The sequence below is a fragment of the Neisseria sp. P0020.S003 genome, from assembly GCF_051957095.1.
Lineage (GTDB): Bacteria > Pseudomonadota > Gammaproteobacteria > Burkholderiales > Neisseriaceae > Neisseria > Neisseria subflava.
The window spans coordinates 1-26,160 of record NZ_JBQCWU010000012.1 but is presented as its reverse complement, the minus strand read 5'-3'; the positions used below and the strand labels follow the sequence as shown (position 1 = coordinate 26,160).

At 51.5% G+C, this 26,160-nt stretch carries 24 protein-coding genes; 11 read left to right on the top strand and 13 right to left on the bottom strand.

The annotated features are described in order from the left end of the window. Window positions 1–148 precede the first annotated feature (148 nt). The 7 genes from ACTHTQ_RS07700 to ACTHTQ_RS07670 all read right to left on the bottom strand — a co-directional run bounded on the left by ACTHTQ_RS07700 (window position 149) and on the right by ACTHTQ_RS07670 (window position 8,611). Window positions 149–655 (bottom strand): hypothetical protein, encoded by a 507-nt coding sequence (locus ACTHTQ_RS07700; RefSeq protein ID WP_440363575.1) that lies wholly within the window; start codon window positions 653–655, stop codon window positions 149–151. A gap of 34 nt (window positions 656–689) precedes the next feature. Continuing rightward, on the bottom strand, window positions 690–1,298 hold the full coding sequence (locus ACTHTQ_RS07695; RefSeq protein WP_440363574.1) for a hypothetical protein: 609 nt from the start codon (window positions 1,296–1,298) through the stop codon (window positions 690–692). Between the two features lie 74 nt (window positions 1,299–1,372). Further along, complete coding sequence (locus ACTHTQ_RS07690; RefSeq protein WP_440363573.1) at window positions 1,373–1,609, bottom strand: hypothetical protein; 237 nt, start codon at window positions 1,607–1,609, stop codon at window positions 1,373–1,375. Between the two features lie 62 nt (window positions 1,610–1,671). Then, complete coding sequence (hrpA, locus tag ACTHTQ_RS07685; RefSeq protein WP_440363572.1) at window positions 1,672–6,849, bottom strand: ATP-dependent RNA helicase HrpA; 5,178 nt, start codon at window positions 6,847–6,849, stop codon at window positions 1,672–1,674. Window positions 6,850–6,957: 108 nt separating this feature from the next. Next, a complete protein-coding gene (rsfS, locus tag ACTHTQ_RS07680; protein ID WP_002246503.1) occupies window positions 6,958–7,344 on the bottom strand; it encodes a ribosome silencing factor in 387 nt (128 codons plus the stop codon). Window positions 7,345–7,402: 58 nt separating this feature from the next. Further along, the gene (gene nadD, locus ACTHTQ_RS07675) at window positions 7,403–8,008 is read right to left on the bottom strand and encodes a nicotinate-nucleotide adenylyltransferase (RefSeq protein ID WP_003684732.1); all 606 of its coding nucleotides are present in this window, start codon (window positions 8,006–8,008) and stop codon (window positions 7,403–7,405) included. 18 nt (window positions 8,009–8,026) lie between these two features. Beyond that, complete coding sequence (locus ACTHTQ_RS07670) at window positions 8,027–8,611, bottom strand: beta-class carbonic anhydrase (RefSeq protein ID WP_049322449.1); 585 nt, start codon at window positions 8,609–8,611, stop codon at window positions 8,027–8,029. A gap of 120 nt (window positions 8,612–8,731) precedes the next feature. Between ACTHTQ_RS07670 and ACTHTQ_RS07665 the strand changes: the two genes are divergently transcribed. From ACTHTQ_RS07665 to ACTHTQ_RS07650, 4 genes are all read left to right on the top strand, one after another. Further along, window positions 8,732–9,610 (top strand): NUDIX domain-containing protein, encoded by an 879-nt coding sequence (locus tag ACTHTQ_RS07665; RefSeq protein WP_440363571.1) that lies wholly within the window; start codon window positions 8,732–8,734, stop codon window positions 9,608–9,610. Between the two features lie 27 nt (window positions 9,611–9,637). Next, window positions 9,638–10,594: an ABC transporter ATP-binding protein gene (locus ACTHTQ_RS07660; RefSeq protein ID WP_440363570.1), complete on the top strand. Its 957-nt coding sequence runs from the start codon at window positions 9,638–9,640 to the stop codon at window positions 10,592–10,594. Window positions 10,595–10,706: 112 nt separating this feature from the next. Then, on the top strand, window positions 10,707–10,949 hold the full coding sequence (locus ACTHTQ_RS07655) for a hypothetical protein (RefSeq protein WP_440363569.1): 243 nt from the start codon (window positions 10,707–10,709) through the stop codon (window positions 10,947–10,949). A gap of 6 nt (window positions 10,950–10,955) precedes the next feature. After that, window positions 10,956–11,780, top strand: a complete 825-nt coding sequence (locus tag ACTHTQ_RS07650) for a hypothetical protein (protein ID WP_440363568.1) — start codon at window positions 10,956–10,958, stop codon at window positions 11,778–11,780. 63 nt (window positions 11,781–11,843) lie between these two features. On the opposite strand, the gene ACTHTQ_RS07645 is transcribed toward ACTHTQ_RS07650, so the two are convergent. The 5 genes from ACTHTQ_RS07645 to ACTHTQ_RS07625 all read right to left on the bottom strand — a co-directional run bounded on the left by ACTHTQ_RS07645 (window position 11,844) and on the right by ACTHTQ_RS07625 (window position 19,726). After that, window positions 11,844–14,681, bottom strand: a complete 2,838-nt coding sequence (locus tag ACTHTQ_RS07645) for a valine--tRNA ligase (RefSeq protein WP_440363567.1) — start codon at window positions 14,679–14,681, stop codon at window positions 11,844–11,846. Window positions 14,682–14,777: 96 nt separating this feature from the next. Further along, on the bottom strand, window positions 14,778–15,587 hold the full coding sequence (gene zupT, locus ACTHTQ_RS07640) for a zinc transporter ZupT (RefSeq protein ID WP_070748597.1): 810 nt from the start codon (window positions 15,585–15,587) through the stop codon (window positions 14,778–14,780). Window positions 15,588–15,766: 179 nt separating this feature from the next. Next, a complete protein-coding gene (locus tag ACTHTQ_RS07635) occupies window positions 15,767–17,023 on the bottom strand; it encodes a D-amino acid dehydrogenase (protein WP_440363566.1) in 1,257 nt (418 codons plus the stop codon). 83 nt (window positions 17,024–17,106) lie between these two features. Then, window positions 17,107–18,498 (bottom strand): alanine/glycine:cation symporter family protein, encoded by a 1,392-nt coding sequence (locus ACTHTQ_RS07630; protein ID WP_440363565.1) that lies wholly within the window; start codon window positions 18,496–18,498, stop codon window positions 17,107–17,109. A gap of 370 nt (window positions 18,499–18,868) precedes the next feature. Continuing rightward, on the bottom strand, window positions 18,869–19,726 hold the full coding sequence (locus tag ACTHTQ_RS07625) for an ATP-grasp domain-containing protein (RefSeq protein WP_440363564.1): 858 nt from the start codon (window positions 19,724–19,726) through the stop codon (window positions 18,869–18,871). Window positions 19,727–19,851: 125 nt separating this feature from the next. On the opposite strand from ACTHTQ_RS07625, the gene ACTHTQ_RS07620 reads away from it, so the two are divergent. From ACTHTQ_RS07620 to ACTHTQ_RS07600, 5 genes are all read left to right on the top strand, one after another. Then, window positions 19,852–21,087 carry an FAD-binding domain-containing protein gene (locus ACTHTQ_RS07620; protein ID WP_440363563.1) on the top strand — a complete coding sequence of 412 codons (1,236 nt, stop codon included), beginning with the start codon at window positions 19,852–19,854 and terminating at the stop codon, window positions 21,085–21,087. A 147-nt stretch (window positions 21,088–21,234) separates the two neighbouring features. Then, window positions 21,235–21,954 (top strand): septum site-determining protein MinC, encoded by a 720-nt coding sequence (gene minC, locus ACTHTQ_RS07615; RefSeq protein WP_003684756.1) that lies wholly within the window; start codon window positions 21,235–21,237, stop codon window positions 21,952–21,954. A gap of 26 nt (window positions 21,955–21,980) precedes the next feature. Then, window positions 21,981–22,796, top strand: coding sequence for a septum site-determining protein MinD (gene minD, locus ACTHTQ_RS07610; RefSeq protein WP_070590544.1), 816 nt, complete (start codon window positions 21,981–21,983; stop codon window positions 22,794–22,796). A gap of 3 nt (window positions 22,797–22,799) precedes the next feature. Continuing rightward, the gene (gene minE / locus ACTHTQ_RS07605; protein WP_003680625.1) at window positions 22,800–23,063 is read left to right on the top strand and encodes a cell division topological specificity factor MinE; all 264 of its coding nucleotides are present in this window, start codon (window positions 22,800–22,802) and stop codon (window positions 23,061–23,063) included. 3 nt (window positions 23,064–23,066) lie between these two features. Continuing rightward, on the top strand, window positions 23,067–23,987 hold the full coding sequence (locus ACTHTQ_RS07600; protein ID WP_003680626.1) for a hydrogen peroxide-inducible genes activator: 921 nt from the start codon (window positions 23,067–23,069) through the stop codon (window positions 23,985–23,987). Window positions 23,988–24,050: 63 nt separating this feature from the next. On the opposite strand, the gene ACTHTQ_RS07595 is transcribed toward ACTHTQ_RS07600, so the two are convergent. Next, complete coding sequence (locus ACTHTQ_RS07595; RefSeq protein WP_003684747.1) at window positions 24,051–24,263, bottom strand: glycine zipper 2TM domain-containing protein; 213 nt, start codon at window positions 24,261–24,263, stop codon at window positions 24,051–24,053. A 254-nt stretch (window positions 24,264–24,517) separates the two neighbouring features. Between ACTHTQ_RS07595 and ACTHTQ_RS07590 the strand changes: the two genes are divergently transcribed. Both ACTHTQ_RS07590 and ACTHTQ_RS07585 read left to right on the top strand, forming a co-directional pair. Continuing rightward, window positions 24,518–24,967, top strand: a complete 450-nt coding sequence (locus ACTHTQ_RS07590; protein WP_250591444.1) for a CopD family copper resistance protein — start codon at window positions 24,518–24,520, stop codon at window positions 24,965–24,967. Between the two features lie 31 nt (window positions 24,968–24,998). Then, window positions 24,999–25,973, top strand: coding sequence for a TerC family protein (locus ACTHTQ_RS07585; protein WP_440363562.1), 975 nt, complete (start codon window positions 24,999–25,001; stop codon window positions 25,971–25,973). The last annotated feature ends 187 nt before the right edge of the window (window positions 25,974–26,160 follow it).

Sequence of the window (26,160 nt, the reverse complement as noted above, 5' to 3'; positions counted from 1 at the left end):
AGACGACCTTTGGTTTAGTTTGGAAAGGGAAGTAGTTTAGAAAGACCGCGTGTGTGCGTACCGCACACACGCTACATGCGGATTCCAAGTTTTGCGTGATTTGCAGGTAGAGTTTGTGCCGAAAGGCACGCATGCATTTGGACACAGGCTAAGACTTGCTTGTTAACAAAACAGGATTTGTAAGAACTTCAATTTTAGGAATTTCATACTCTAAAGCTATATTTTCTTTGATAGCTTGTATTCTCTTACGAGCTAAAAAACATAACGTTGTTTTGGCTTCCTGTATTAATTCTTGTTTTTCTTCTTTATTTTTAGTAAAAAATAAGCCGGAATGAGGGGAATCGATTAATTCATAAAATACAATTATAGGATCTTGTTCATCATTAACTTCTCTGAGTGCTTCTTCTATATTTAGTATACATATCGCTCCTGAAACATTAGAATCTCTGTAACCTTTCTTAATAAGTTCAAATGCATACGAAAAATCAATAGGATTACAATTCCCTGTTAAATAAAAAGAAACAAATAACTCTGGGGGATCTCCATCTCTTAGATCAAAAGCAGCGGTAGAGATGATAATATTATTCCCGTTTTTACTAAGCCAACTTGGTTTCAATCTCCGAGCAAGATAACCAGAAGTTAATTCTCTACACATACTATTAAAACGCCTACAGTTATAAATTCAATACTTATAATAAATTACAAACTCTATTTAATTCAATAAGATCATAATCACTTTTTAGTTTTATTTTTCCAGTTATTTTGAAGATTTTGTCATTTTCGCCCACATAAGAAAAATATATTAATTTGCCACTTGCTACTTGAAGGTTTAATATTCCATTTGAATTATGGTTAATATCTATATTTACATTACCATTACTTGAGTCAATATGGATATCAATATTATTTCTGCACGCCAATATTGAGAGTATACGTAAGACGCACTCTTGCGACTCTTTGGAAATATCAGCAAAGAAAGTATTTTTTATTTTACTTGACTCGTATTCTTCTATAGCTTGAGATAGGTTTTTATATAAATCATTATCAAAATGGTACAAATAATTTTTAAATTCTTTGTTACTAATTATTTCTTTAAGCTTCTCTTTAAAATCCAAATTTTCAAGGGAAGTTGTAAACAGATTACACCAATTTCTCCAATCTTTGTTGGAATAACAATTTGTCAACATCTCGTCCGAAGCAATTTTATGCTTTCGGTGGAAGGTGCTAGTAAATACACTGCGCGCATTGCTATCCAACATACATAGTCGAGTTGGTTGATCTTGGATATTTTTTAGCATATCTTTATCTCTATTTAAACTCAATATTTTCATTTTGCTAAAAAAGTAAATCTGAAGGTTTTTTTACTTAATATTCATTTGTTGATTTCTTGAAGTGCTTTTTGCAAAGCACCTACTAAACTCATTGTTTTATTTTTGGTTAACGCAATTGATTCAACAATAACATTTTCACCATTCAATCTATCCACAAACTCAATCAAAATTAAGTCATCGTCAACTAATCCGATAGAAAAACCAAATGGAAGAATACTAGTTTTAAGCTTTTTGGTAGCTTCTTGTTCTTGTTGAACTTTAGAATCAAATTTAGCCATTACTCTTCTCCAATTTAAAATATAAACTCTTAGGCTAATTATGCCTCTTAGAATAAAAAATTTCAATATAACATCTTATCCCATTCTTTCATCAATCTCTTCACCGACACCGGATACGGCGTCTTCAATTCCTGCGCAAACAGCGACACTCTCAATTCTTCAATCATCCATTTAAACGCGGCGAGGTCGTCTGAAACGGGTAGTCCTTGTTTCACCAAGCTGTCGGTTTTTTCCTGCCACATTTGTTTCAGCTCTTGAATATCGGCTTCGCGGGCTGCGTCGCGAGCGGGGTTGCCGCTGTATTTTTCGAGGCGCAGGGTCATGGCTTTGAGGTAGATGGGGAGGCGCGGCCATTGTGCCCACGGGGTGCGGGTGGCAAAACCGGCGGCGAGCAGGGTTTGCAGGCGTTGGCGCATGAGGTGGGTGAGCGGGTGTTTGCCGAGTTTGCCGTTCAGTTCGGCGTAGGCGGCGGCGGTTTCCTGCAGGTAGCGGCTGAGGGCTTCTTTGACGGCGGGCAGGCGGCTGCGGGCGCGTTTGATTTGTTCTTTGAAGGCTTTTTCGTTGCGCGGCAGCTCGTCTTCGCCGATAAAGGCGCGGTCGCAGACGGCTTGGGTGAGGTCGTCGCGCAGGGTGTCGGCGTTGATGTGTTTGAGCAGCATGGCGGCTTGGGTGAAGCCTTGGATGCCTTTGTTCAGGTCTTTAACTTGTTCTTTTAGTTGTAGTTTCATGAGTTCGATCACGCCTAACCTGTGGGCTTGTTCGGCGGCGGCAGACGTGTCGAACAGGCGCAGGGCGATGCGGCCGTCTTTTTCTTTTTGCAGGCCGAGGTAGCCGGTGAGCTGTTGTTTGCCGCGTGCGAATTTGATGGATTCGGGCAGGGTGCCGATATCCCACGTGGTAACGTTGTCGCGCTCGAATTCTTGGGTGTTGTCGCGGAAGGTGGTGGCGGCGGCTTTGCCAAGTTGTTGTTGGATTTGGATTAAATCGCGCCCCATGGCTAATTCTTGTCCGCCGTCGTCGATGATGCGCAGATTCAGATAGCAGTGTTCGGGCAATTCTTGCGCCGCCCATGCGTCTTGGTCGATTTGCTCGAGAATCCTCATATCGCCGGCACTTTTGGCGATAAAGTGCGCCAACTGGGGAATAATGGCCGCTTGGCGGTCGGGATTGCTTCCGAGAAATTTGGTGATGAAATCGGGGACGGGCACGCAAATGCGGCGGATTTGCTTCGGCAGTGCTTTAATCAGCAGCTGGATTTTCTCGCGCAACATACCGGGCACCAGCCATTCAAGCGACGGCGCGTGCAGGCGGTTGAGGACGGTCAACGGCACGGTCATGGTCACGCCGTCGAGCGGATGGTGCGGCTCGAAGCGGTAGCTGAGTTTGAATTTGCCGTCTGCGGTTTGCCAGTGTTTGGGGAATTGTTCTTCGGTAATGTGCGCGGCGGCGTGCTGCATGAGGTCGTCGCGGCTGAGGAACAGCAGGCGCGGGTTGTCGCGCTCGGCGGTTTTGAGCCAGGCTTGGAAGGTGCGGATGTCGGCAAGGGGTAGGGGTTTCAGACGGACTTTTGGGAGTGCAGGCTGCTTTTTGGGTTTGGGGTCGTCTGAAACATTTTGTAGGGTGTGTGAACTCGGTTCACGCACGCGGTTGTCCTTTTGAGATTTTAGGACATCTGCTGCATCCGCTCGTGCCAATAAGATGAGTTCGCCGGCAGTCTCAACATCGGGATAGTGCACCAAACCTGCTTCATCAAATTGCGCCATTACGCCGCTTTGTAATGTCGCCCATTCTTCGGCGGAACCGATGGACGGGTCGTATTGCTGCTCGGCAATCAAGGCAACGATTTTGCCGTGCCATTGTTTGCTGGTGATAGTTACACGATCACCCAGCAGTATCGGTTGACCGTCGGCGTAGCATAGGGAGTTTTCAGGTAGCTTTTGGGCTTTGGGGTCGTCTGAAAGTGTTGAAGCTGCGGCACCTTGTTCCCTCTCCTGCGGGAGAGGGTTAGGGAGAGGGTTTGCTGCAGTTGCGGAAAAGTTGGTTTGTGCGGCCGCATCAATGCTGTCGGTTTGCAAAATCATGCGGTAATTGATTAAAACCAAGCCGTTTCGCTGAATTTGGTTTTGGTGTTGCAGTATAAATCCCTGTTTTTTAAAAAAGGGCAACGCGGCTGCGGACACATCTGCCGTTACCGTTTTATCTGCATCCGCCTGCGGCAAAACGGCAGACAACAGCGCGGAAGCAACGCCTTGCCGCTGGTGGACAGGGTCGGTAAATAGGCAGTCCAAATGATTTTGCTCGGGCAGGTATTCGATAAAGCCGAGTATGCGGTCATTTTGCGCTGCCAATCGGATACAGCCGCGTCCAATCCGTTTTTGCCAAAAGGCGGCATTGTCCGCGCCCTGTATCCATGCGGCTTTTTCGCTGTCGCTATAATGGCTTGCTTCAATGTGCAGGACGGCGCGGCGGAACAGTTCGGCAATTTGGGCTGCGTCATTATGTGTGGCGGGGCGTATGCGGAATGTTGCTGTGGACGATTTCAGACTGCCTGAAACCGTTGAAACTGCGGTACTCTGTTCCCTCTCCTGTGGGAGAGGGTTAGGGAGAGGGTTTGCTGCGGCTGCGGAAAAGTTGGTTTGTGCGGCAACTGTTTTGTCCTCTCCCCAACCCTCCCCCACGGGGGAGGGGGCGGGTTGCTGCGGATTTGCAGGATGCAGGCCGTCTGAAACCGCGTCCGCCGTATAAAAATCGGGCAGTCGTTCGTTATAAAACGCAAACAGGGCTTCGTCATCGACCAGCACGTCTTGCTTGCGCGATTTGTGTTCGAGTTCGGTAATTTCGTTAATCAGCTTTTTGTTGTGGGCAAAAAAATCCGCTTTCAAATCGCATTCCTGCGCCACCAGCGCGCTACGGATAAAGATTTCTCGGGCTTCTTCGGGGGCGATTCTGCCGTAGGATACGGGGCGGCGCGGCAAGACGGTCAGGCCGTAGAGCGTTACCCGTTCGCTGGCGATGACTTCGCCGCGTTTTTGTTCCCAGTGCGGCTCGAAATAGTGGTAGCGGACGAGGTGCGGCGCTTCCTGCTCGATCCATTCGGGCTGGATGGCGGCCACATCGCGGGCATAAAGTTTTGTCGTTTCAACGAGTTCTGCCGCCATCACCCATTTGGGTTTGGCTTTGAACAGGGCGGAGGCGGGGAAAAGGTGGAAGCGGCTGCCGCGCGCGCCGGTGTAGTCGTTGCCGTCGGGCGATTTCATGCCGACGTTGGCGATGAGGCCGGTGAGTAGGGCGCGGTGGATTTGTTCGTAGCCCGCCTCTTTGGCGGCGCGGATTTGGGCGCGGTGTTGTTTCTTATCCAGTTGTTTTTGTTTGAGTTTGGCGGATAGGTCTTGGTCGCCCGCGTTTTCAGACGACGTAAGCTGCCTGATTTCGGGAGGCCGTCTGAAAGCGGCTTCCTTGGTGGTCAAACCCATTTCAATCGCGGTTTGGGCAAGCTGGTGGTGCAGCTCGCGCCACTCGCGCATCCGCAGGTGCGACAGGAAATATTGACGGCACCACTGCACCAGCTGCTTGTTGGACAAACCTTTGTCGCGCTCGCGCTGGAAGCTGTCCCAAATGTTCAGGTAGGCAAGGAAATCGGATTGCTTGTCGATAAACCGCTCGTGCGCCTTGGCGGCAGCATCGCGCGCTTCCAGCGGCCGCTCGCGTGGGTCTTGAATCGACAGCGCGGACGCGATCACCAATATTTCCGCCATGCAGTCGTGTTTCTTTGCCGCCAGCAAAATGCGCGCGATTTTCGGGTCGATGGGTAGGAGCGCCATTTGTTCGCCGAGTTTGGTCAGTCCGTTATGTTCATTAACCGCCCCCAATTCCAACAACACCTGAAACCCATCATTGATATACCGCGAATCGGGCATTTCTAAAAACGGGAATGCTGCCACGTCGCCCAGTTTTAATGCTGCCATGCGCAGGATGACGGCGGCCAAGTTGCTGCGGATGATTTCGGGGTCGGTGAATTCGGTGCGGCTGTTGAAATCTTCTTCTGAAAACAGTCGGATACATACGCCTGCGGAGACGCGTCCGCAGCGTCCGGAGCGTTGGCGGGCGGCGGCTTGGGAGATTTTTTCGACATGAAGCTGCTCCACTTTTGCCCGTGCGGAATAGCGTTTGACGCGCGCGAGACCGGTGTCGATGACGTATTTGATGCCCGGCACGGTGAGCGAGGTTTCTGCGACGTTGGTTGCCAGCACGATGCGTCGTTTTACGCCTGTGGGGTGGAAGATTTTGTGCTGTTCGGCGTGCGACAGGCGTGCGAACAGGGGCAGGATTTCGTCGTTGCGGCGCAGCGGGGATTTGCGCAGGGCTTCGGCGGCTTCGCGGATTTCGCGTTCGCCCGGCAGGAACACCAAAATATCGCCTTCGCCGTGTCGCGCCAATTCGTCCGCCGCATCGACAATCGCGTCGGTCAGCTCGACTTCTGCATCGTCTTCGTCTTTGCTGGTCAGCGGGCGGTAGAGGATTTCGACGGGATAGGTGCGCCCGCTCACTTCCAGCACGGGCGCGCCGTTGAAGTGTTGGGAGAAGCGTTCTGCGTCTATGGTTGCCGAGGTGATGATGACTTTCAAATCGGGGCGGCGCGGCAGGAGCTGTTTCAAATAGCCCAAGAGGAAGTCGATATTCAGGCTGCGTTCGTGTGCTTCGTCGATGATAATCGTGTCGTAGGCAGCGAGATAACGGTCGGTTTGCGTTTCCGCCAGCAGGATGCCGTCGGTCATCAGCTTGACGCAGGCATCGCGCGAGGTGTGGTCGGTGAAGCGCACCTTATAGCCGACCGCGCTGCCGATTTCCGATTTCAGCTCTTCGGCAATCCGCTCTGCCACCGAACGCGCGGCTAAACGGCGCGGCTGGGTATGCCCGATCAGCCCCGCCGCCCCGCGCCCGAGTTCCAAACAAATCTTGGGCAACTGCGTGGTTTTGCCCGAACCGGTTTCGCCGCAAATAATCGTTACCTGATTCTCGGCAATGGCTTTTTTGATTTCATCGAGTTTTTCGTGAACAGGCAGCGTGTTGTCGAATTCGGGCTTGGGCAGTTTGGACAGGCGTTGCAGATAGAGGTCGTGCGATTTTTTGTATTTTTCCTCAACCTTGGCTAAGCCGCCGTATTTATTGGGGTTTTTAAAGGCAGATCGCAGAAAATGGCGGTCTTTGGAGAGGGTTTGGGCGAAATCGGGTTGCGGCATGATGGTGCAATAATTTGAATAATGTGAAAAGAATGGAATTATAGCAAAAGGCCGTCTGAAACTTGCTTGCTTTCAAGTTTCAGACGGCCTTTGTATGGATAAACCGTTTTAGTCGGCGGCGTGCCAAGGTTTTTGCATACCGGCGTGGAAACTCGGTTTTTCTCCGCCCCACAAGGTGTCGATGTCGTAGAAGTCGCGCACGGCAGGGAGCATGACGTGGACAACAAGGTCGCCTGCGTCGACGAGCGTCCATTCGCCGCTGTCGCCTTCGGTGCTGAGGATTTCGAAACCGGCTTCTTTCAAATCGACGGCAACGTTGTTCGCCAGTGCTTTGACTTGGCGTGTGCTGTCGCCGCTGGCAATAATCATGCGGGCGAACAGGGAGGTTTTGTCTTGGGTTTCCAAAACAGAGATGTCTTTGGCTTTAATGTCTTCGAGGGCGTTTACGGCCACTTCGACCATTTTTTGCAGGTCTTGCAATTCTTGTTCGTTCATTGTTTTCCTAGTTGAAATGTTTTCAGACGGCATTATAGCTTATCTGCCTGAATAAACGCTATTTTTCATAGAGTTTGTGTTGACGGATGTATTGTGCGACGGGTTGCGGCAGGCCGTCTGAATGGTGGGTTTTGGCGAGATCGGCACGGATTTGGGTGGAGCTGGTGTTGTGCAGCGGCGCATTGAGGATGCGGACGCTGCCGTTTTGCAGGGCTTCGCCAAGCCATGCGTGTAATTCGCGCGGGGTTTTGTTGAGGTTGTCGCCTTGGCGCATGGCGATGGCGATATGGGTCTGGCGAACGAGGGTTTGCCATTTTTTCCATGTGTGCAGCTGCATCAGGCTGTCGCTGCCCATCAGCCACCACAGTTGCGCGCCGGGAAACTGCTGGCGGAAGATTTGGACGGTGTCAAACGTATAAGTCGCGCCGTCGCGGACGATATCGCAGTCGCTGGCAGCGAATTTCGGCTCGTCGGCGATGGCGAGTTCGACCATGTTGAGGCGCTCTTGTGCCGGCGTGCGCGTGCTGTCTTTGTGGTACGGGTCGCCTGCCGGCAGGAAGACGACGAGATCTAAACCGATTTCGTCGGCGAAGGCGCGGGCGATGTGGAGGTGGCCGTTGTGGATGGGGTCAAACGTGCCGCCGAATAATCCGATGTTTTTCATTTCGTGGTGGTGTCTGCGTTAGATGTTTTGGCCGTCTGAAGCAGGCAGGCTGCCGTCAACAATCAGGTTGAGCTTGCCTGTGGTCGGGTGGATGACCAGGCCGTGGATGGCGATGTTGTCGGGCATCAGCGGATGTTTGCGAATCAGCTCGACGGTATGGCGCACGCTGTCTTCGACGTTGTCAAAACCGGTCAGCCAGCCGTCCAAATCGATACCGGCATTGCGCAGGGTTTCAATGCGGTCGTCGGGGATATTGCTGTCGTGTACGCGTTGGAGGAACTCTTCGGCATGCAATCCGCGCATACCGCAGTCGTGGTGGGCAATGACCATGATTTCTTTGACTTTGAGTTCAAATACGGCCACCAACAAACTGCGCATCACCGAACCCCAAGGGTGGGTCACCAGCGCGCCGGCGTTTTTGATGAGCTTGGCGTCACCGTTTTTCAAGCCCAAGGCATTGGGTAGCAGCTCGATAATGCGTGCGTCCATGCAGGAGAGGATGGCCAGCTCGCGGCCGGGGTATTTGTTGGTAAAGTATTTTTCGTATTCGCCCGTTTCGACGAAATGTTGGTTATAGGCGAGGATTTCGCTCAATTCGCTCATGATGTGCTCGTTTCGGATGATTTACTCTATTATAGCGGTTTTCGGGTAGTGCGGTTATTTTGCAAATTCGCCGTAAACGGCTAAAATCGACGTATCTTTAGTTCTTTTGGAGGATGCGCCATGTCTCAGTCTTTCCGTTTTGAACAAGTATTCACACCCGATGTCCACGACGCATTGTGGGATTGGGCGCAGACAAGTTATGGCGCATCCGACGATTGGTGCATTCTGTATCTCAACGGCCTGCCTTTAGGCCGTCTGAACCCGTTATGGCGCGAACGCCTCGGGCAAGATTGGACAGGCAGGCAGTCAACCCTTTCAGACGGCCTGAATTTGGAAACCGACAGCTGGGCTCAAATGGGCGACAGTTTGCAAACGCTGGCGCAACAATGGCGCGAGTGCGGTTGGCTCAAAGGTTGGCGCGGTGAAAAGTTCGACATCTGCGACCAGTCGGGCAAGCCTTTATGCGCACTCGAACGCGCCGCCTTCCGTCCGTTCAGCCTGATGAGTCAGGCAGTGCATTTGAACGGATTGGTCGAAACAGAAGACGGTTTGCGCTTTTGGATAGGCCGCCGCAGTCCGCACAAAGCCGTCGATCCAAACAAACTCGACAATCTGACCGGCGGCGGCATCAGCAGCGGCGAGAGGCCGTCTGAAGCCGTCTGCCGCGAAGGCGAAGAAGAAGCCGGCATTCCCGCTTCGTTAACACCCCATATCCGACCGACCGCCCAAATATATAGTTTGCGCCCCGTTAATCGCGGTGTCCACAACGAAATCCTGTATATCTTCGACATCGTCCTGCCCGAAGGCTTCCAACCCGCCAACCAAGACGGCGAAGTCGCCGGTTTTGAACTGATGGACATCCCCACCCTGCTCGATGCCATGTTGGGCGGACACATGATGCACGATGCCCAGTTGGTCACGATCGAAGCCTGCCGGCGATACGGCCTGATCGACCCCAAACATCCGCTGTCCGCATGGCTTGACAGCATCCGTTGCTGACCCCATTTTTAAAGGCCGTCTGAAACCATGTTGCAACTCAAAAACATCAACAAACGCTTCGGCAGCAAAACCGTTGCCCAAGACATCAACCTAAACGTCGAAGCAGGCGAAATCCTCGCCGTACTCGGCCGCTCCGGCTGCGGCAAATCCACCCTGCTCAAAACCATCGTCGGCCTGGTGCGCCCCGACAGCGGCGAAGTCTGGCTCAACGGCGACAACATCACCGACATGCCGTCTGAAAAGCGCAATATCTCGCTGATGTTTCAAGACTACGCCCTTTTGCCGCATTTAACCGCCCTCGACAACGTCGGTTTCGGCCTCAAAATGCGCCGTCTGCCCAAAGCCGAAATCGAAGAACAATCCATGCAGGCCTTGCGCGACATCGGTTTGGAACACGAAGCGCAACGCAAACCCGAAAGCCTCTCCGGCGGCGAACAGCAACGCCTCGCCCTCGCGCGCTCCCTAATCACGCGCCCGTCGCTGTTGCTCTTGGACGAAGCCTTCTCCAGCCTCGACACCCACCTGCGCCACCACCTGCGCACCCTGACCGCCGAACGCATCCGCGGTCAAAACATCCCCGCCATCCTCGTGACCCACTCCGCCGAAGAAGCCTGCACCATGGCCGACACCATCGCCATCATGCACGAAGGCCGCATCCTCCAACACGGCACGCCGGAAACCCTTATCCGCCGCCCCGTCAACGCCCAAGCCGCCCTGCTGCTCGGTTTGGCCAACACCGGCGACACACGCTACATCCCCCAACACGCCATCCGATTCGACCCGAACGGCACGGCCGTCCGCATCAGCGAAGCCGTCCCCCTCGCCGAAGGCACACGCCTTACCCTCGCCCATCCGCAATACGGCGATTTGATTTGGTATCCCCATGCCGACCACGATACGGACAAACCGCAAACCGGACAGGAAATCCGCATCAGCGTGGATGAAAGTCAGATTGTTTGGTTTGACTCAAATTGTTTGATTTGATTGTAAATTATTATTGAAAATACTTTAAAGAGTAGTTATATTCTTCTTGAGGTTTTCTATAAGGTTTGATATATATTACAGTTTTATCTATACATTTTTTAGGAAAATTGGAATGAGTGTTCTAAAAACAGCCTTCGGCTTGGTTAAACAGGTTGCTAATCCAAAAAATTATGGACTTTTTGACGATACTCAAAACCGTACTGAAATAGATACTCTGATTTTAGATAGCAGTGGGCGGGTAAAGGTCGATTACGGTAATGAGAAAGTACGTCGCAGGGTTCATGTGGTTTTATCCGATTTTAAAAAATTTCAACTAACAGAGACTGCCAGTTCACGACACATGCAGCAGGAGTAATAGGTAATGGCGGTTCTGTTTACCATGCTAATCTTGGTTGTTGGCTACCACTATGTCCGTAGCCTTCCATCAGAAAAAGTAAATTTAAAACGGAGCGCAGGCTGGGAAACCTATGTTTATTTGGGATTTCACGGTTTGCGTTTTCTTGTTATGGCGCTCGTCATAGCTATTATTTTGTGGATAGTGGCTTTTCTTGTCCTTAACTTTTTCGATTGGGTTTGTAATTGGGTTTGTAATAATTTATCGAAGGTTTGTAATTTATCGAAGGTTTGTAATTTATCGGTAAGAATTTGGCTTCAAAGAAAGGTAACATTCATTCTTTTTGATGATATTCAGGTTTATCATGTTCTTGTTGCGGTATTTGCATGGGCTCTTTGTCAGAGTGAAATTAAAGATAAAGAAAAGCAAGGCAATACGTTGATCGTTGAAAACATCAGGAATTATGATGGTTTGCTTCGGCTTGTGATTGAGGCAGCTTCCATGCAAAAACCGTTACGCCTGTCGTTAAAATCCCGAAAGGTATATGTCGGGCTGGTGATGGAAGAACAGTTTGAATCAGGTGATTTGGATTATGTACTGATTATCCCTCTGGTCAGCGGATATCGCGATAAGGATACGCTGGATATTTTCTTTGATTGCAACTACGTCAGTGTTTATGAAAAGCATGGCTTAGTTTCTGAAGATGAATTAAGCGAGGAGAAACTATTGAAACTCAATGATTTTCGATTGGCAATTAAGGCCAGCGAAATCGAAAGTGTAGCATTTTTTGAATTTAGCGTGCTTAACGAATTTGAAAGATACAAAAAGCCTCCTGAAGTGCCAGAGAAATAATTTATAAATAGACAAGGCCGTCTGAAAAAACATTTTTCAGACGGCCTTGTCTATTCAATCAAATCAGTCTTTCAACTTCGCCAACTGATTTTGAACTTTCGCCATTTTGTCTTCCAATTCCGCCAAATCGGCTTTGTCTTTTTCCACCAGATGCGCGGGGGCTTTTTCGGTGTAGCCGGGTTTGGAGAGTTTGGCGTTGAGTTTGTCCAAGGCTTTTTGCAGCTTCTCGGCCTCTTTACTCAAACGGGCGGTTTCGGCGGCTTTGTCGATTTCGACTTTCAGCATCAGGCGCGCGCCGTTGCAGACGGCGACGGGGGCGTCTTCGCTTTCGGGCAGGGCGGCGACTTGCTGTGCTTCGGTCAGGCGGGTCATCATCGGCAGGTATTTGAGGTAGTCCGCTAGGTCGTCCGCGCTTTCGACAAACAGCGGGGCTTTCACGTTGGGCTGGATGCCCATTTCGCCGCGCAGGTTGCGGACGGCGCCGATCAAATCCTGCAACACGGTCATTTGCTCGAAGGTCGTCTGAACGATTTGTTCGCGGTCGGCTTCGGGGAAGCGGGCGAGCATGATGCTGTCGGCGGTTTTGGCATCGCACATGGGGGCGACGGTTTGCCACAATTCTTCGGTGATGAACGGGATAATCGGATGCAGCAGGCGCAGGGCGGCTTCGAGTACGCGCAATAAGGTATGGCGTGTGGCGCGTTGGCGGCTGGCGCAGCCGGTTTGGAGCTGTACTTTGGCGAGTTCCAGATACCAGTCGCAATAGTCGTTCCACACGAAGCTGTACAGGGTTTCCGCTGCTAAATCAAAGCGGTAGGTTTCGTAGGCTTGCGTTACTTGCTCAATGGTCTGATTCAGACGACCTATGATCCACATATCGGGGAAGGAGTAGCCACGCGGCTCGGTGGCGGTTGCGCCGTAGCCGCAGTCTTGGTTTTCGGTGTTCATCAAGACGAAGTTGGTGGCGTTCCAGATTTTGTTGCAGAAGTTGCGGTAGCCTTCGGCGCGTTTGAAGTCGAAGTTCACGCTGCGGCCCAAGCTGGCGTAACTCGCCATGGTGAAGCGCAATGCGTCCGCGCCCATGCTGGGGATGCCTTCGGGGAAGAGTTTTTTCGTGGCTTCTTCCACTTTCGGCGCGGTTTCGGGTTTGCGCAGACCGGTCGTGCGTTTCACCAGCAGCTTGTCCAAGTCGATGCCGTCAATCAAATCCACAGGGTCGATGACGTTGCCTTCTGATTTGGACATTTTTTTGCCTTCGTGGTCGCGCACGATGCCGTGGATGTACACGTCTTTAAACGGTACTTTGCCGGTGAAGTGGGTGGTCATCATAATCATGCGCGCCACCCAGAAGAAGATGATTTCGTAGCCGGTGACCAAGACATTGGACGGCAGGAAGGCTTTGAGTTCGTCGGTTTCAGACGGCCAGCCGAGCGTGGAGAACGGCACGAGCGCGGAGGAGAACCATGTGTCCAATACGTCTTCTTCGCGGGTCAAACCGGTTTTGCCGGCTTGTTTTTCGGCTTCTTCCTGATTGCGGGCAACGTAAACATTGCCTGCTTCGTCGTACCACGCGGGGATTTGATGCCCCCACCACAGTTGGCGCGAGATACACCAGTCTTGGATGTTGTTCATCCATTGGTTGTAAGTATTGACCCAGTTTTCAGGGATGAAGCGCACCGCGCCGCTGTCGACGGCTTTTTTGGCTTTGTCGGCAAGGCTCAAGCCTTTGAATTCGCTGTCAGGCTCGCCGCCGTTTGGCGTGGCGGACATGGCGACAAACCATTGGTTGGTCAGCATCGGCTCAATCACCGAACCTGTACGGTCGCCTTTCGGTGTCATCAGCGTGTGCGGTTTGATTTCGACCAAGAAGCCTTGTTCCTGCAAATCGGCAACCATTTGTTTGCGCGCGGCAAAACGGTCCAAGCCTGCGTATTTTTCAGGCAGGGCAAAGCCTTGTTGCGCTTCGCCTTTGAAGTTGAACACTTCGGCGTTTGCCAACACTTTGGCTTCCAAATCGAACACATTAATCAGGCGCGTGTCGTGGCGTTTGCCGACTTCGTAGTCGTTGAAGTCGTGCGCAGGCGTGATTTTCACGCAGCCGGTGCCGAAGTCTTTTTCAACGTATTCGTCGGCGATAACGGGGATGGTGCGGCCGGTCAGCGGCAGGATTAATTCTTTACCAATCAAATGGGTATAACGTTCGTCTTCAGGATTGACGGCAACGGCCACGTCGCCCAGCAGCGTTTCAGGGCGGGTGGTCGCAACGATGACGGCTTCGGCAGGATTGTCCGCCAGCGGATAGCGGATGTGCCACATAGAGCCTTGTTCTTCCACGCTTTCCACTTCCAAATCAGACACTGCGGTACCCAATACCGGATCCCAGTTCACCAAACGTTTGCCGCGGTAAATCAAGCCTTGTTCAAACAGGCGCACGAACACTTCGGTTACGGTTTCGGCACGCACGTCGTCCATCGTGAAATACTCGCGCGTCCAGTCGGCAGAGCAGCCCACGCGGCGCATCTGCTGCGTAATCGTACCGCCGGAAACTTCTTTCCATTCCCACACTTTTTCCAAGAATTTTTCACGGCCCAAGTCATGACGGGACACGTTTTGCGCGGCAAGCTGACGCTCGACCACGATTTGCGTGGCAATGCCCGCGTGGTCGGTGCCCGGAATCCAGGCGGTGTTGCAGCCTTTCATGCGGTAGTAGCGGGTCAGACCGTCCATGATGGTTTGGTTGAAGGCATGACCCATGTGCAGCGTGCCGGTTACGTTGGGCGGCGGCAGTTGGATGGAGAAAGACGGTTTCGTCAAATCCATATCAGGTTGGAAATAGCCCTGCTCTTCCCAGTTTTGATAATGTTTGGATTCGATTTCGGCTGGATTGTATTTGTCTAACATGATGGAACTTTGTGAAATTAAGGTTATTTTTGATGTGCGGATTATAACGCAAAAAGGCCGTCTGAATCATTTCAGACGGCCTTTGGCATACGGGTTTTAAAAATGGAACAATACCAGGCTGACAGCAATCACCGCCATACCCGTTGTCAGGCCGTAAACAGTTTCGTGGCCGTCTGAATAGCGTTTGGCGGCCGGCAGCAGCTCGTCCAACGCCAAAAACACCATCACGCCGGCTATCACGCCGAACACCGAACCGAACACGGCAGGCGACAAAAACGGCTGTAAAACCAAATAGCCCAAGGCCGCTCCCAAAGGCTCGGCCAAGCCGGATAGCAGGCACGCCCATACCGTTTTCTTACGGCTGCGGGTGGCAAAATAAACCGGCGCGGCGATGGAAATGCCCTCCGGAATATTATGGATGGCAATCGCAAAGGCCAAAGGCATCCCGACCGCCGGATTTTCCAAGGTGGCAAAAAATGTCGCCAAGCCTTCGGGAAAGTTGTGCGCCGTAATCGCAAACGCCGCCATCATGCCAACTCGCGCAATATGGTGGCGTTTACTTTCTTGAAACGACGGGTCTTGCGCGTCTAAGGTTTCATGCGGGTTCGGCACCAGGCGGTCAATCAGCGCAATGCCGCCCATACCGGCCAAAAATGCCATGGTCGCCGCCGCAAACGCGTGGTCTTTATCATAAATTTCAGCGAACGCCTCACTGGATTTACTGAAAATCTCCGTCAGGGAAACATACACCATCGCACCACCGGCAAATGCCAAACCGAACGACAACACGCGCGGATTGGGCGTTTTGGAAAACATCACCAAGCCGCTGCCTAATACGGTAAACAAACCGGCAGCCAACGTGATGGAAAAGGCAACGGCCAAATTGGACATCGAAAAATCGGGCATGAGAAAACCTGCGCTAAAAGCTGGGACAGGTTCAGACTAACACTTTTAATGCGCATGATAATAGTTATTATTTATTTTATTGATTGGATACACGGATTTTGAAATATAAGGCCGTCTGAAAAATGGTTTTCAGACGGCCTTTAAATTTGAAATATCGCTAAACCTTATCGCTTTCCAGCTTAAGCCTGATAGCGCGACAGGCTCAAATCGTCGCTGCGGATTTCGGTGTCTTTGCCGCTCACGATATCGGCGGTTAATTTTGCCGAACCCAGCGACATGGTCCAGCCCAAAGTACCGTGGCCAGTATTCAGGAAGAGATTATCAAAGCGGGTGCGCCCGATTAACGGCGTGCTGTCGGGCGTCATCGGTCTGAGGCCGCTCCAGAACAATGCTTGGCTCAAATCGCCGCCTTCAGGGAACAAGTCGTTGACGACCAAAGCCAAGGTTTCGCGGCGTTGTTCGGGCAGTTTGATTTCGTAGCCCGACAATTCCGCCATGCCGCCGACACGGATTCTGTTATCAAAGCGCGTGATGGCGACTTTGTAGCTTTCATCCAAAACGGTGGAAACCGGAGCGCCGTCTGAATTGGTGACCGGCAGGGTCAAGGAATAGCCTTTGACGGGATAAATCGGCAGATTGAGATCCAACTGCGCCAAAACCGTCCTGCTGAAGCAGCCGAGCGCGCAGACGAAGGCATCTGCTTCAAAGCGTTCTTTTTCGGTTTCGACTGCGCTGATGCGCTGCCCATTGTGTTCGATGCGGCGGATGGTTTGGTTGAAATGGAACTGTACGCCTTTTTCCAGACAGAGTTGGTACAGGTTTTGGGTGAAGAGGTGGCAGTCGCCGGTCGCGTCTGCAGGCAGGTGCAGGCCGCCGGCAATTTTGGCGGTAACGCGTGCCAGCGCAGGCTCAAACTCTGCGCATTCTTCGGGTTTCAGACGGCGGTACGGCACGCCGTAGCGTTCCAAAACGGCAATGTCTTGTTCTGCTGCTTCGACTTCTTTAGCCTGACGGAAAATCTGCAACGTCCCTTTTTTGCGCCCTTCAAAATTCATGCCGGTTTGCGCTTCAAAACGGCGGAACATTTCACGGCTGTATTCGGAAATCCTGACCATGCGCTCTTTGTTGGTTTGATAGCGTGCTGCCGTGCAGTTTTGCAGCATTTGCCACAGCCATTCGATTTGATACAGGCTGCCGTCAGGGCGAAACAGCAAAGGCGGATGGCTTTTAAACAGCCATTTCAGCGCTTTGGTTGGGATACCGGGTGCAGCCCAAGGCGTGGTATAGCCGTAAGAAAGCTGGCCTGCATTGGCAAAACTGGTTTCCATCGCCACGCCCTCGGCGCGGTCGATGACTGTTACTTCATGTCCTGCCTCTGCCAGATACCACGCGGAAGATACGCCGGCCACACCAGCACCTAAAACAAGCACTTTCATTTTTCTCCTCCTCTGACTTTTTTCAAAACAAACTTAATATACATCGGGCCGTCTGAATGTTCAGGTTCAGACGGCCTTGGACATTAATGCGGCAATTCGCCGTTTTTGATTTTTTGTTTGAAGTCGCGTGTTTCATTGACGATGACTTTCGCCATCAACAGAAGCGCAATCAGATTGGGCAAGGCCATCAAGCCGTTGAATGTGTCTGAAGCCAGCCACACCAAATCAAGGCTCAACACGGTTCCCAGCATAACCGAAGAAACATAACCGACGCGGTACAGGGCGGCAAACTTCTCGCCGAAGACGTAAACCGCGCATTTCTCGCCGTAATAACACCAGCCGAGAATGGTTGAGTAAGCAAAGAAAATCAGGCCGATGGTCACAATCCAGCCGCCGATGCCGGGCAGCATTTTTTGGAAAGTGACGGTTGTCAGCGCCGCGCCGCTCAATTCAGGTTTCACAAACTCGCCGCCTGCGCCGAGCAGACCCATGACCAACACGATACCGGTAATCGAGCAGACAACGATGGTGTCCAAAAAAGTACCGGTCATGGAAACCAAAGCCTGACGGACGGGGTGGTCGGTTTTCGCGGCGGCGGCGGCAATCGGCGCAGAACCCATACCCGCCTCATTGGAGAATACCCCGCGCGCCACGCCGTAGCGGATGACCGTACCGATGGCACCGCCGGCCACGGCCTGCGCGCTAAACGCATCGGAGAAAATCAGTTTGACGGCGGGCATCAGTGCGTCAGAATTCACGACAATAATGGAAATACCGCCTACTACATAAAACACAGCCATGGCAGGTACGATAAAGGATGCGGCTTTGGCAATGCCCTTAATGCCGCCCAAAAGCACAATGGCCGTTAATACGGTCAAGACTATGCCGGTGTAGGCAGGTTCGACACTGAAGCTGGTTTGTACTGCCTGCGCAACCGAGTTGGACTGCACCGAGCTGCCGATACCGAAGGAAGCGAATGTGCCGAACAGCGCAAATGCAACGGCCATCCATTTCCAGTTTTTGCCCAAGCCTTTTTCGATGTAATACATCGGGCCGCCGGACATTTCGCCTTTAGAATTGGTGACACGGTATTTCACCGCCAACACGCCCTCGCCGTATTTGGTGGCCATACCGAAAATGGCGGTCATCCACATCCAAAATACCGCGCCCGGGCCGCCGGTTACCACCGCAGTCGCCACACCGGCGATGTTGCCCGTGCCGATGGTGGCAGACAGAGCGGTCATCAACGCCGCGAAATGGGAAATATCGCCTTCGTGGTCTTCGCCGTCTTCATGCTTCTTTGACGGCACAAACGCCTGTTTCAGCGCATAACCCAACATGGTGAACTGCAAGCCTTTCAGCAAAACGGTCAGCAAAATGCCCGTACCGACCAGCAGCATCAACATAATAGGTCCCCAGACCCAGCCGCTGATGGTTTCGAAAAAGGCTTTGAGATTGTCTAAAAAAAATTGCATGGCTTTCTCCTTTGTCTGTTTTATTTTTTATGCACTACTTTTTGTAGTGTCATGTAATTTCAGCACAGAATATTCAATAAGACAATATCTTTCTTTTTAAAAAGATTTTTGAGGTTTTACCCTAAAAAGATATCTATTTAGACCGGACAGATTGTTTACAATCCGCTAAAAATAAAGGCTGCAGCCGAGATAAAATGCCAAATGAAAGTTAATCAACCATCAATTAAAACTGCAACAATTAAAATGACACAATCGACAAATGGCACATTATTGAAAAATACAAACACGCAAATCTTGTTTAAAAAAAGCCTCAGGCCGTCTGAAAGATGGTTTCCAGGCGGCCTGAGGCTTGTTAATTATATTGATAAAGTCAGGTTGATGAATGTTGCCCAAGCAACTGCGCCAACACTCGGGCAAAGCGTTCCGGCGCGCCTTCGCTGGTGTGCAAATACAGGGCGGGCTCGATGAGTTCCAATTCATTGAGCAGGAAGGTGTCGCCGACCAATGTGCCGTCCACTCGGGCGTAAACCGGCATTTGCGGCAAAGCGGCCAGTGCGTCTTGCGCGGCACGGATGGCAAACTCGGGCGGCTCGATACCAAATACCGACACGCCATAGGCCGAGTTGGCGCGCCATTCGCCTTGAGGCGGCTGACGGCGTACGGCATGGCTGAATACGCCGTTGAAAAACACCAGCGAGGTTTCACCCGCCGTTTCGATTTCGCGGATATAAGGTTGAACAATCATGCCTTGCGGATAATCCGCCATATCCACGTCCAATACCTCCGCACAAACTTTGACCACGCCTTTGCCGCTCTGCCCGAATGCCGGCTTGATGACTGCTTCCGTCCAGCCTTGTCGGTTCAAAATGTCGGCCAATTCGGCTTTTTGCGGCGGAACGAACACGCTGGGAATCACTTGCACGCCGCGTTCTGCTAAATCGCACAAATAAGTCTTTTCCATATTCCAAGCCATCAGCTCGGGGGGATTGATAAAACGCTGCCCCGCCTGCTCGGCTTGCTCCAACCATTGGCGGAAAGCTTCGGGTTCAGCGGCATAATCCCATGCACACAAAGGCAGCAAAAATGGCGCGGACGGATGGTTTTGCCACGCATCAAATACGGTTTTCACGCCTATGTTTTCCAAGCATGCCGCCAATGTTTTCAGGTTGTCCGATGGTTCGGGATAAGTTTGGCAGGTAATGAGTGCCAAAACGGTTTTCTCGGTCATGATTGCCACCTCATTGCTAAAACCAAAATTATATAGCAAAATCAAACCAAAAGATTTTTCAGACGGCCTGATACATGAGGCCGATTCTGATAAAATGGTCTCCCCTTTTTCGTCGGAACATGCTCATGAAATCTGCTCACGTCCTTGTCTGGTTCCGCCGTAACCTCCGCCTGCACGACAATGCCGCGCTTAATGCCGCCGTTGCAAACGGTTTGCCCATCGCCTGCGTCTGGGTCAGCCAAAGGCCGTCTGAAAACCACAATCCGCGTCAAAGCCTGTTCCACTATCAAGCCGCACAAGAGCTGCATACCCGTCTGGCGGCGCACCATATTCCTTTATATGTCGTCGCTTCCGACGAAGACCTCCTCCCCTTGGTTGTTGCGCTCAATGCCCATACCGTCATCACAGACGAAGCCTACACCGAAGCCGAAATCCGCCAAGACAACCACCTCTGGCACAATTTCGACCGGGCAGGCATTACCCTGCAACACGCCAACGACCGCGGTATTTTGGCCAAATCCCCCCTCATGGATGCCAACGGCCTGCCCTACACCGATTTTGCCGCCTATAAACAAGCATGGTTGCAGGCTTATTCAGGACAAAGGCCGTCTGAAACCGAATTGCCTGTTCAAACCGGACAAAACGTTCCACTGTTTCCAGCCCATACCGGCGCAGTATTGCCTGCCTATCAACAGGGCGGCGAAACCGCAGCCTTAACGCAATGGCACGCGTTCAAACAGAATTTGGTTCACTACCCGATTACCCAAAATTTTCCGGCACGAAAAAACACCAGCCTCCTCAATGCCTACCTGTCCGCAGGCTGCATTTCACCGCGCCTGCTGGCTGCCGAAGGCTTGGCAAACCGACATTTCGAATGGCTGGACAAGCTTATTTTCCGCGACTACTGCTACCAACTCGCCTACCACCGCCGCCTACCCGAAACAACCGATGCCGCTCCGGTACGCGAATACTGGCGACTCGGCCAAACCGGCGTACCCATCATCGACGCCTCCATCCGCGGCCTCAAAGCCACCGGCCACTTACACCCCGTTCTCCAGCAGCTGTGTGCCCACTATTTCTGCCATGCGCTCAACTTCGACCCCAACCAAGGCATCGCGTGGACAGCCTCCGTCCAAACCGGCACCGACCCCGCACTCAACCAAGCCAACTGGCACCTCGCCGCACAAGACACGGCTACCGTCCGCTATGCCCACCGTTCGCATCAAATCGATCCCGACGGCAGCTACATCCGCAGTTACGTCCCCGAATTGGCGCACCTACCGTCCACCCTCATCCACACGCCGTGGGCCGCCGCCGATGACATCGACACACACGGCTACCCCTTTCCCAAGGCCGTCTGAAACCTGCATTCACACCAAAAAACCACACTAAATACAGTTGAAAAACGTTCAAACAAAATATTTTGGTTTCAGATGGTCAAACAGATTGAATAGCCAAGATTTACACGGTAAACTTACGTCATTAAAAAATTTTATTATTTCATTACAATGAAACCCGCATTCGACATAAAAACGTCACGTTTGGACGTCTTATCCATCCATCTGCACACCGCAGATTTAACCGAATTGGAAGAATTCCTGCGCCAACTGGCAGGCCAATCCCAAGACGAATTCGTTCCCTTCATTTTAGACGTACAAGATTTCGACCACCCCGAATCCATCGATTTGGGCGGCATGATTTCCCTGTTTGCCCGTTACGGTATGCAAATCTTAGGGCTGCACCACACCAGCGACACATGGGCGGCAGCAGCGGCGCGTTACCACTTGGTATTCAAACAAGGCAACTCCACCCAAGCAGCCGACACACAGGCAGCGCCTGCCTCGCGCCAAGCACCGCAGCCGCAAGACGTACAGGCCACCGTTATCAACAATCCGACTGTATTGGTCAGCACGCCCGTGCGTACCGGCCAGCAGGTTTACGCTGAAAACGGCGACCTCATCGTTACCGGCATCGTCAGCCAAGGTGCGGAACTTATCGCCGACGGCAACATCCATATTTATGCCCCCATGCGCGGCAGAGCGTTGGCCGGTGCCAAAGGCAATACCAACGCGCGCATCTTTATTCATTCCATGCAGGCCGAATTAGTCTCCGTTGCCGGTATCTACCGCAACTTCGAGCAAGACCTGCCCGAGCATCTGCACAAAAAACCCGTACAAGTATCATTGCAAGACAACCGACTGGTTATCAGCGCAATCGACGCCGAATAAACATCAGTACTTAAAAAGGAAATATCGTGTCCAAAATCATCGTAGTAACTTCAGGTAAAGGCGGCGTAGGCAAGACCACTACCAGCGCCAGCATCGCAACCGGCCTGGCCCTGCGCGGCCACAAAACTGCCGTAATCGACTTCGACGTCGGTTTGCGCAACCTTGACCTGATTATGGGTTGCGAACGCCGCGTCGTATACGACCTCATCAACGTTATCCACGGCGAAGCGACTCTCAACCAAGCCCTTATTAAAGACAAAAACTGCGAAAACCTCTACATCCTGCCTGCATCGCAAACCCGCGATAAAGACGCACTGACCCGCGAAGGTGTAGACAACGTGATGAAAGAGTTAGCCAGCGAAAAAATGGGCTTCGAATTCATCATCTGCGACTCTCCTGCCGGTATCGAACAAGGCGCACTGATGGCGCTCTACTTTGCCGACGAAGCCATCATTACCACCAATCCGGAAGTATCCAGCGTCCGCGACTCCGACCGCATCCTGGGCATTTTGCAAAGCAAATCCCGCAAAGCCGAACAAGGCGGTACTGTTAAAGAGCACCTGCTGATTACCCGCTACTCCCCTGAGCGCGTAGCCAAGGGTGAAATGCTGTCTGTACAAGACATCTGCGACATCTTGCGTATTCCGTTGATCGGTGTGATTCCCGAATCACAAAACGTTCTGCAAGCTTCCAACGCCGGCGAACCTGTTATCCACCAAGACAATGCCGCAGCAGCAGAAGCCTATAAAGACGTTATCGCCCGCCTCTTGGGTGAAAACCGCGAAATGCGTTTCCTCGAAGCTGAGAAGAAAAGCTTCTTAAAACGACTGTTCGGAGGTTAATACATGTCACTGCTCGATATGCTGTTCGGCAGAAAGCCGAAAACCGCCACAGTCGCGCGCGACCGCCTGCAAATCATCATCGCACAAGAACGCGCACAAGAAGGCCAAGCTCCAGACTATCTGCCGACCTTGCGTAAAGAGTTGTTGGAAGTCCTGTCCAAATACGTCAACGTATCATTGGACGACATCCGCATCTCCCAAGAGAAACAAGACGGCTTGGACGTTCTTGAGCTGAACATCACCCTGCCGGAACAAAAAAAGGCTTAACACATGACCTTGACCGAATTGCGTTACATCGTAGCCGTCGCACAAGAACGTCACTTCGGACGTGCCGCACGACGCTGCTTTGTCAGCCAGCCCACCCTCTCCATCGCCATCAAAAAGCTGGAGGAAGAGCTGTCGGTATCCCTGTTCGACCGTAGCAGCAACGATATCATCACGACCGAAGCGGGAGAGCGCATTGTCGCCCAAGCCCGCCGGGTTCTGGAAGAAGCAGAACTCATCAAGCACCTTGCCAATGAAGAGCAAAACGAATTGGAAGGCGCGTTCAAACTCGGCCTGATTTTCACCGTTGCCCCCTACCTTCTGCCCAAGCTCATTACCGCGCTGCGTGAAACCGCGCCGAAAATGCCGCTGATGCTGGAAGAGAACTATACCCACATCCTGACCGAGTCGCTCAAACGTGGCGATGTCGATGCAATCGTCGTTGCCGAACCGTTCCAAGAGCCGGGCATCGTAACCGAGCCTCTGTATGACGAACCTTTCTTCGTCATTGTTCCCAAAGGCCATCACTTTGAAGAACTCGATGCCGTTACGCCTCAGCTTTTGAGCGAAGAACAAGTGTTGCTGCTGTCCGAAGGTAACTGTATGCGCGACCAAGTGTTGGCGAGCTGTTCCGAATTGGCTTCCAAACAGAAAATCCAAGGTTTGACCAATACCCTGCAAGGCAGCTCCATCAACACCATCCGCCACATGGTTGCCAGCGGTTTGGCCATCAGCGTCATGCCGGCTACCGCCTTGACCGAAAACGACCATATGCTTTTCAGCATTATCCCGTTTGAAGGCAATGCGCCGCACCGCCGTGTCGTTTTGGCCTATCGCCGCAACTTTGTCCGTCCGAAAGCACTGACTGCTTTGCGCACTGCCATTTTGCAATCGCAACTGACCGGTGTAACCTTCGTCAACGAATAAACCGCAAAACAAAAGGCCGTCTGAATGTTCAGACGGCCTTTTTATTTCTAACCGAATAAAGGATTAATAGCGGGTATGAACCTGACTGCCGATAACGCCACCCAAAGCCGCACCACCCAAGGTAGAGCCGGTATCGCCACCAATCAAGTTACCTGCCACGCCACCCAATACCGCACCAGCAGCAGTGTTGCGTTGGGTTTGAGTCATATTGGCACATGCACCCAAAGAGGCAGCCAGCATGATCAAGGTCACAGTTTTTGCAAAAGTTTTCTTCATGGTTTGATTCTCCATCAGGGGTTAAGCTGTATATAGAACAGTATGGCACAACATTTCATTAATATATTTTCTGATAAGTAAAGACAGATTAAACTAAGATAATGCTTTTGATGAACGGTTAACTTCAAAAATTAACGGCAATTCCAATAGAATATTTATAAAATTTAATATATTTGGCATAAAATTGCGCATATATCAACCGCATTCGGTAGTGATACAATGACGACTTGTCTGAACTACCGGAAACACCCGTCATGAGTACCTACGCACTGGCACACATCATCCACGTTTATTGCGCGATTGCCTTTGTCGGCGGCGTATTTTTCGAAATGCTGGTTCTCTCCGTTTTGCACACCGGCCGCGTTTCGCGCGAATCGCGCCGCGAAGTCGAACGTGCCATGTCCCATCGTGCCGTCCGCGTGATGCCGATTATCGTCATCACCCTTTTTATCAGCGGCATCGTTATGGTGTACAACCGTTATCTGCCAATGCTGCACCATCCTCTCGACAGTTCCTTCAACATTATGTTGAGCGTCAAAATCCTGTTGGCAGTAAGCGTTTTGGTGCATTTTGCCATCGCCGTTGTCAAAATGGCCCGACACACCCTCACCGTCGGCTGGTCGAAATACATACACGCCGTTGTCTTCAGCCATATGCTGTTTATTGTCTTTTTTGCCAAGGCAATGTTCTACCTGTCTTGGTAAACCTTACCCATACCCCACACAAGGATTGTTTATGACCCAATACCCGTCCGTCGGCTCGCCGATGTTTTACGGCATCTTCTTTATTGCCGTCTTAATCATGATCGCCATCGATATGGTATCTCTGAAAAAAAACGGCGCCCACAAAGTCAGCATCAAAGAAGCCCTCGCCTGGAGCGGCATTTGGGTGGCCGTATCCTGCGCATTTGCAGGCTGGCTCTATTTTGAACTGGCGGGCAACCCAACTTATGGGGCCATTGTTGCCAAAGAAAAAGTCCTCGAATTCTTCACCGGCTATGTGCTTGAAAAATCCCTTGCCGTTGATAACATCTTCGTTTTCCTGATGATTTTCGGCTATTTCAAAGTCGAACCCAAATTCCAACACCGCGTCTTACTCTATGGCGTATTCGGCGCCATCGTCCTGCGCGCCATCATGATCTTCATCGGCGCGGCACTGGTACAGCAATTCGAATGGATTCTCTACCTTTTCGGCGCATTCCTGCTCTATACCGGCATCCACATGATGAAACCCGAATCGGACGAAGAGGAAGACCTTTCCCAAAACAAGATCCTGACCCTACTCAAAAAAGTCATCCCGACCAGCCCACAGTTTGACGGTGAAAAATTCTTTACCATCGAAAACGGCAAACGCATCGCTACGCCGCTTTTACTGGTATTAATTATGATCGAATTGAGCGACGTCATCTTCGCCGTGGACAGCATTCCCGCTATTTTTGCCGTAACCACCGACCCTTTCATCGTCCTCACTTCCAACATTTTTGCCATTTTAGGCCTGCGTGCCATGTACTTCTTACTGGCAGACTTTGCCGAACGCTTTATTTTCCTCAAATACGGCTTGGCTTTCGTATTGAGCTTTATCGGTATCAAGATGCTGATTATGCACTGGGTACATATCCCGATTTCCATTTCCCTGTCCGTCGTCTTCGGCGCACTGGGCGCGTCCATCCTGACTTCTTTGGTGTACACGCGTCAGCAAGAGAAAAAATAATCTGCCAATATAAAAAGGCCGTCTGAACATTGAACTGCACCCCAAAAGTTGGACATCCCCCCCCTCCAACTCACAAGGTGCAGTTTTTTTATGAGCAAATATACATTACACTTCAAATACCAAGCCGTACTCCACTACCTGCATATACGCAGCCAGCAGCGTACCGCAGACCACTACGGCATTTCCC

Bases quoted from the DNA above. Each gene is read 5' to 3' on its own strand.
- ACTHTQ_RS07700 (WP_440363575.1), bottom strand. From the start codon at position 655: ATGTGTAGAGAATTAACTTCTGGTTATCTTGCTCGGAGATTGAAACCA.
- ACTHTQ_RS07695 (WP_440363574.1), bottom strand. From the start codon at position 1,298: ATGCTAAAAAATATCCAAGATCAACCAACTCGACTATGTATGTTGGAT.
- ACTHTQ_RS07690 (WP_440363573.1), bottom strand. From the start codon at position 1,609: ATGGCTAAATTTGATTCTAAAGTTCAACAAGAACAAGAAGCTACCAAA.
- hrpA (WP_440363572.1), bottom strand. From the start codon at position 6,849: ATGCCGCAACCCGATTTCGCCCAAACCCTCTCCAAAGACCGCCATTTT.
- rsfS (WP_002246503.1), bottom strand. From the start codon at position 7,344: ATGAACGAACAAGAATTGCAAGACCTGCAAAAAATGGTCGAAGTGGCC.
- nadD (WP_003684732.1), bottom strand. From the start codon at position 8,008: ATGAAAAACATCGGATTATTCGGCGGCACGTTTGACCCCATCCACAAC.
- ACTHTQ_RS07670 (WP_049322449.1), bottom strand. From the start codon at position 8,611: ATGAGCGAATTGAGCGAAATCCTCGCCTATAACCAACATTTCGTCGAA.
- ACTHTQ_RS07665 (WP_440363571.1), top strand. From the start codon at position 8,732: ATGTCTCAGTCTTTCCGTTTTGAACAAGTATTCACACCCGATGTCCAC.
- ACTHTQ_RS07660 (WP_440363570.1), top strand. From the start codon at position 9,638: ATGTTGCAACTCAAAAACATCAACAAACGCTTCGGCAGCAAAACCGTT.
- ACTHTQ_RS07655 (WP_440363569.1), top strand. From the start codon at position 10,707: ATGAGTGTTCTAAAAACAGCCTTCGGCTTGGTTAAACAGGTTGCTAAT.
- ACTHTQ_RS07650 (WP_440363568.1), top strand. From the start codon at position 10,956: ATGGCGGTTCTGTTTACCATGCTAATCTTGGTTGTTGGCTACCACTAT.
- ACTHTQ_RS07645 (WP_440363567.1), bottom strand. From the start codon at position 14,681: ATGTTAGACAAATACAATCCAGCCGAAATCGAATCCAAACATTATCAA.
- zupT (WP_070748597.1), bottom strand. From the start codon at position 15,587: ATGCCCGATTTTTCGATGTCCAATTTGGCCGTTGCCTTTTCCATCACG.
- ACTHTQ_RS07635 (WP_440363566.1), bottom strand. From the start codon at position 17,023: ATGAAAGTGCTTGTTTTAGGTGCTGGTGTGGCCGGCGTATCTTCCGCG.
- ACTHTQ_RS07630 (WP_440363565.1), bottom strand. From the start codon at position 18,498: ATGCAATTTTTTTTAGACAATCTCAAAGCCTTTTTCGAAACCATCAGC.
- ACTHTQ_RS07625 (WP_440363564.1), bottom strand. From the start codon at position 19,726: ATGACCGAGAAAACCGTTTTGGCACTCATTACCTGCCAAACTTATCCC.
- ACTHTQ_RS07620 (WP_440363563.1), top strand. From the start codon at position 19,852: ATGAAATCTGCTCACGTCCTTGTCTGGTTCCGCCGTAACCTCCGCCTG.
- minC (WP_003684756.1), top strand. From the start codon at position 21,235: ATGAAACCCGCATTCGACATAAAAACGTCACGTTTGGACGTCTTATCC.
- minE (WP_003680625.1), top strand. From the start codon at position 22,800: ATGTCACTGCTCGATATGCTGTTCGGCAGAAAGCCGAAAACCGCCACA.
- ACTHTQ_RS07600 (WP_003680626.1), top strand. From the start codon at position 23,067: ATGACCTTGACCGAATTGCGTTACATCGTAGCCGTCGCACAAGAACGT.
- ACTHTQ_RS07595 (WP_003684747.1), bottom strand. From the start codon at position 24,263: ATGAAGAAAACTTTTGCAAAAACTGTGACCTTGATCATGCTGGCTGCC.
- ACTHTQ_RS07590 (WP_250591444.1), top strand. From the start codon at position 24,518: ATGAGTACCTACGCACTGGCACACATCATCCACGTTTATTGCGCGATT.
- ACTHTQ_RS07585 (WP_440363562.1), top strand. From the start codon at position 24,999: ATGACCCAATACCCGTCCGTCGGCTCGCCGATGTTTTACGGCATCTTC.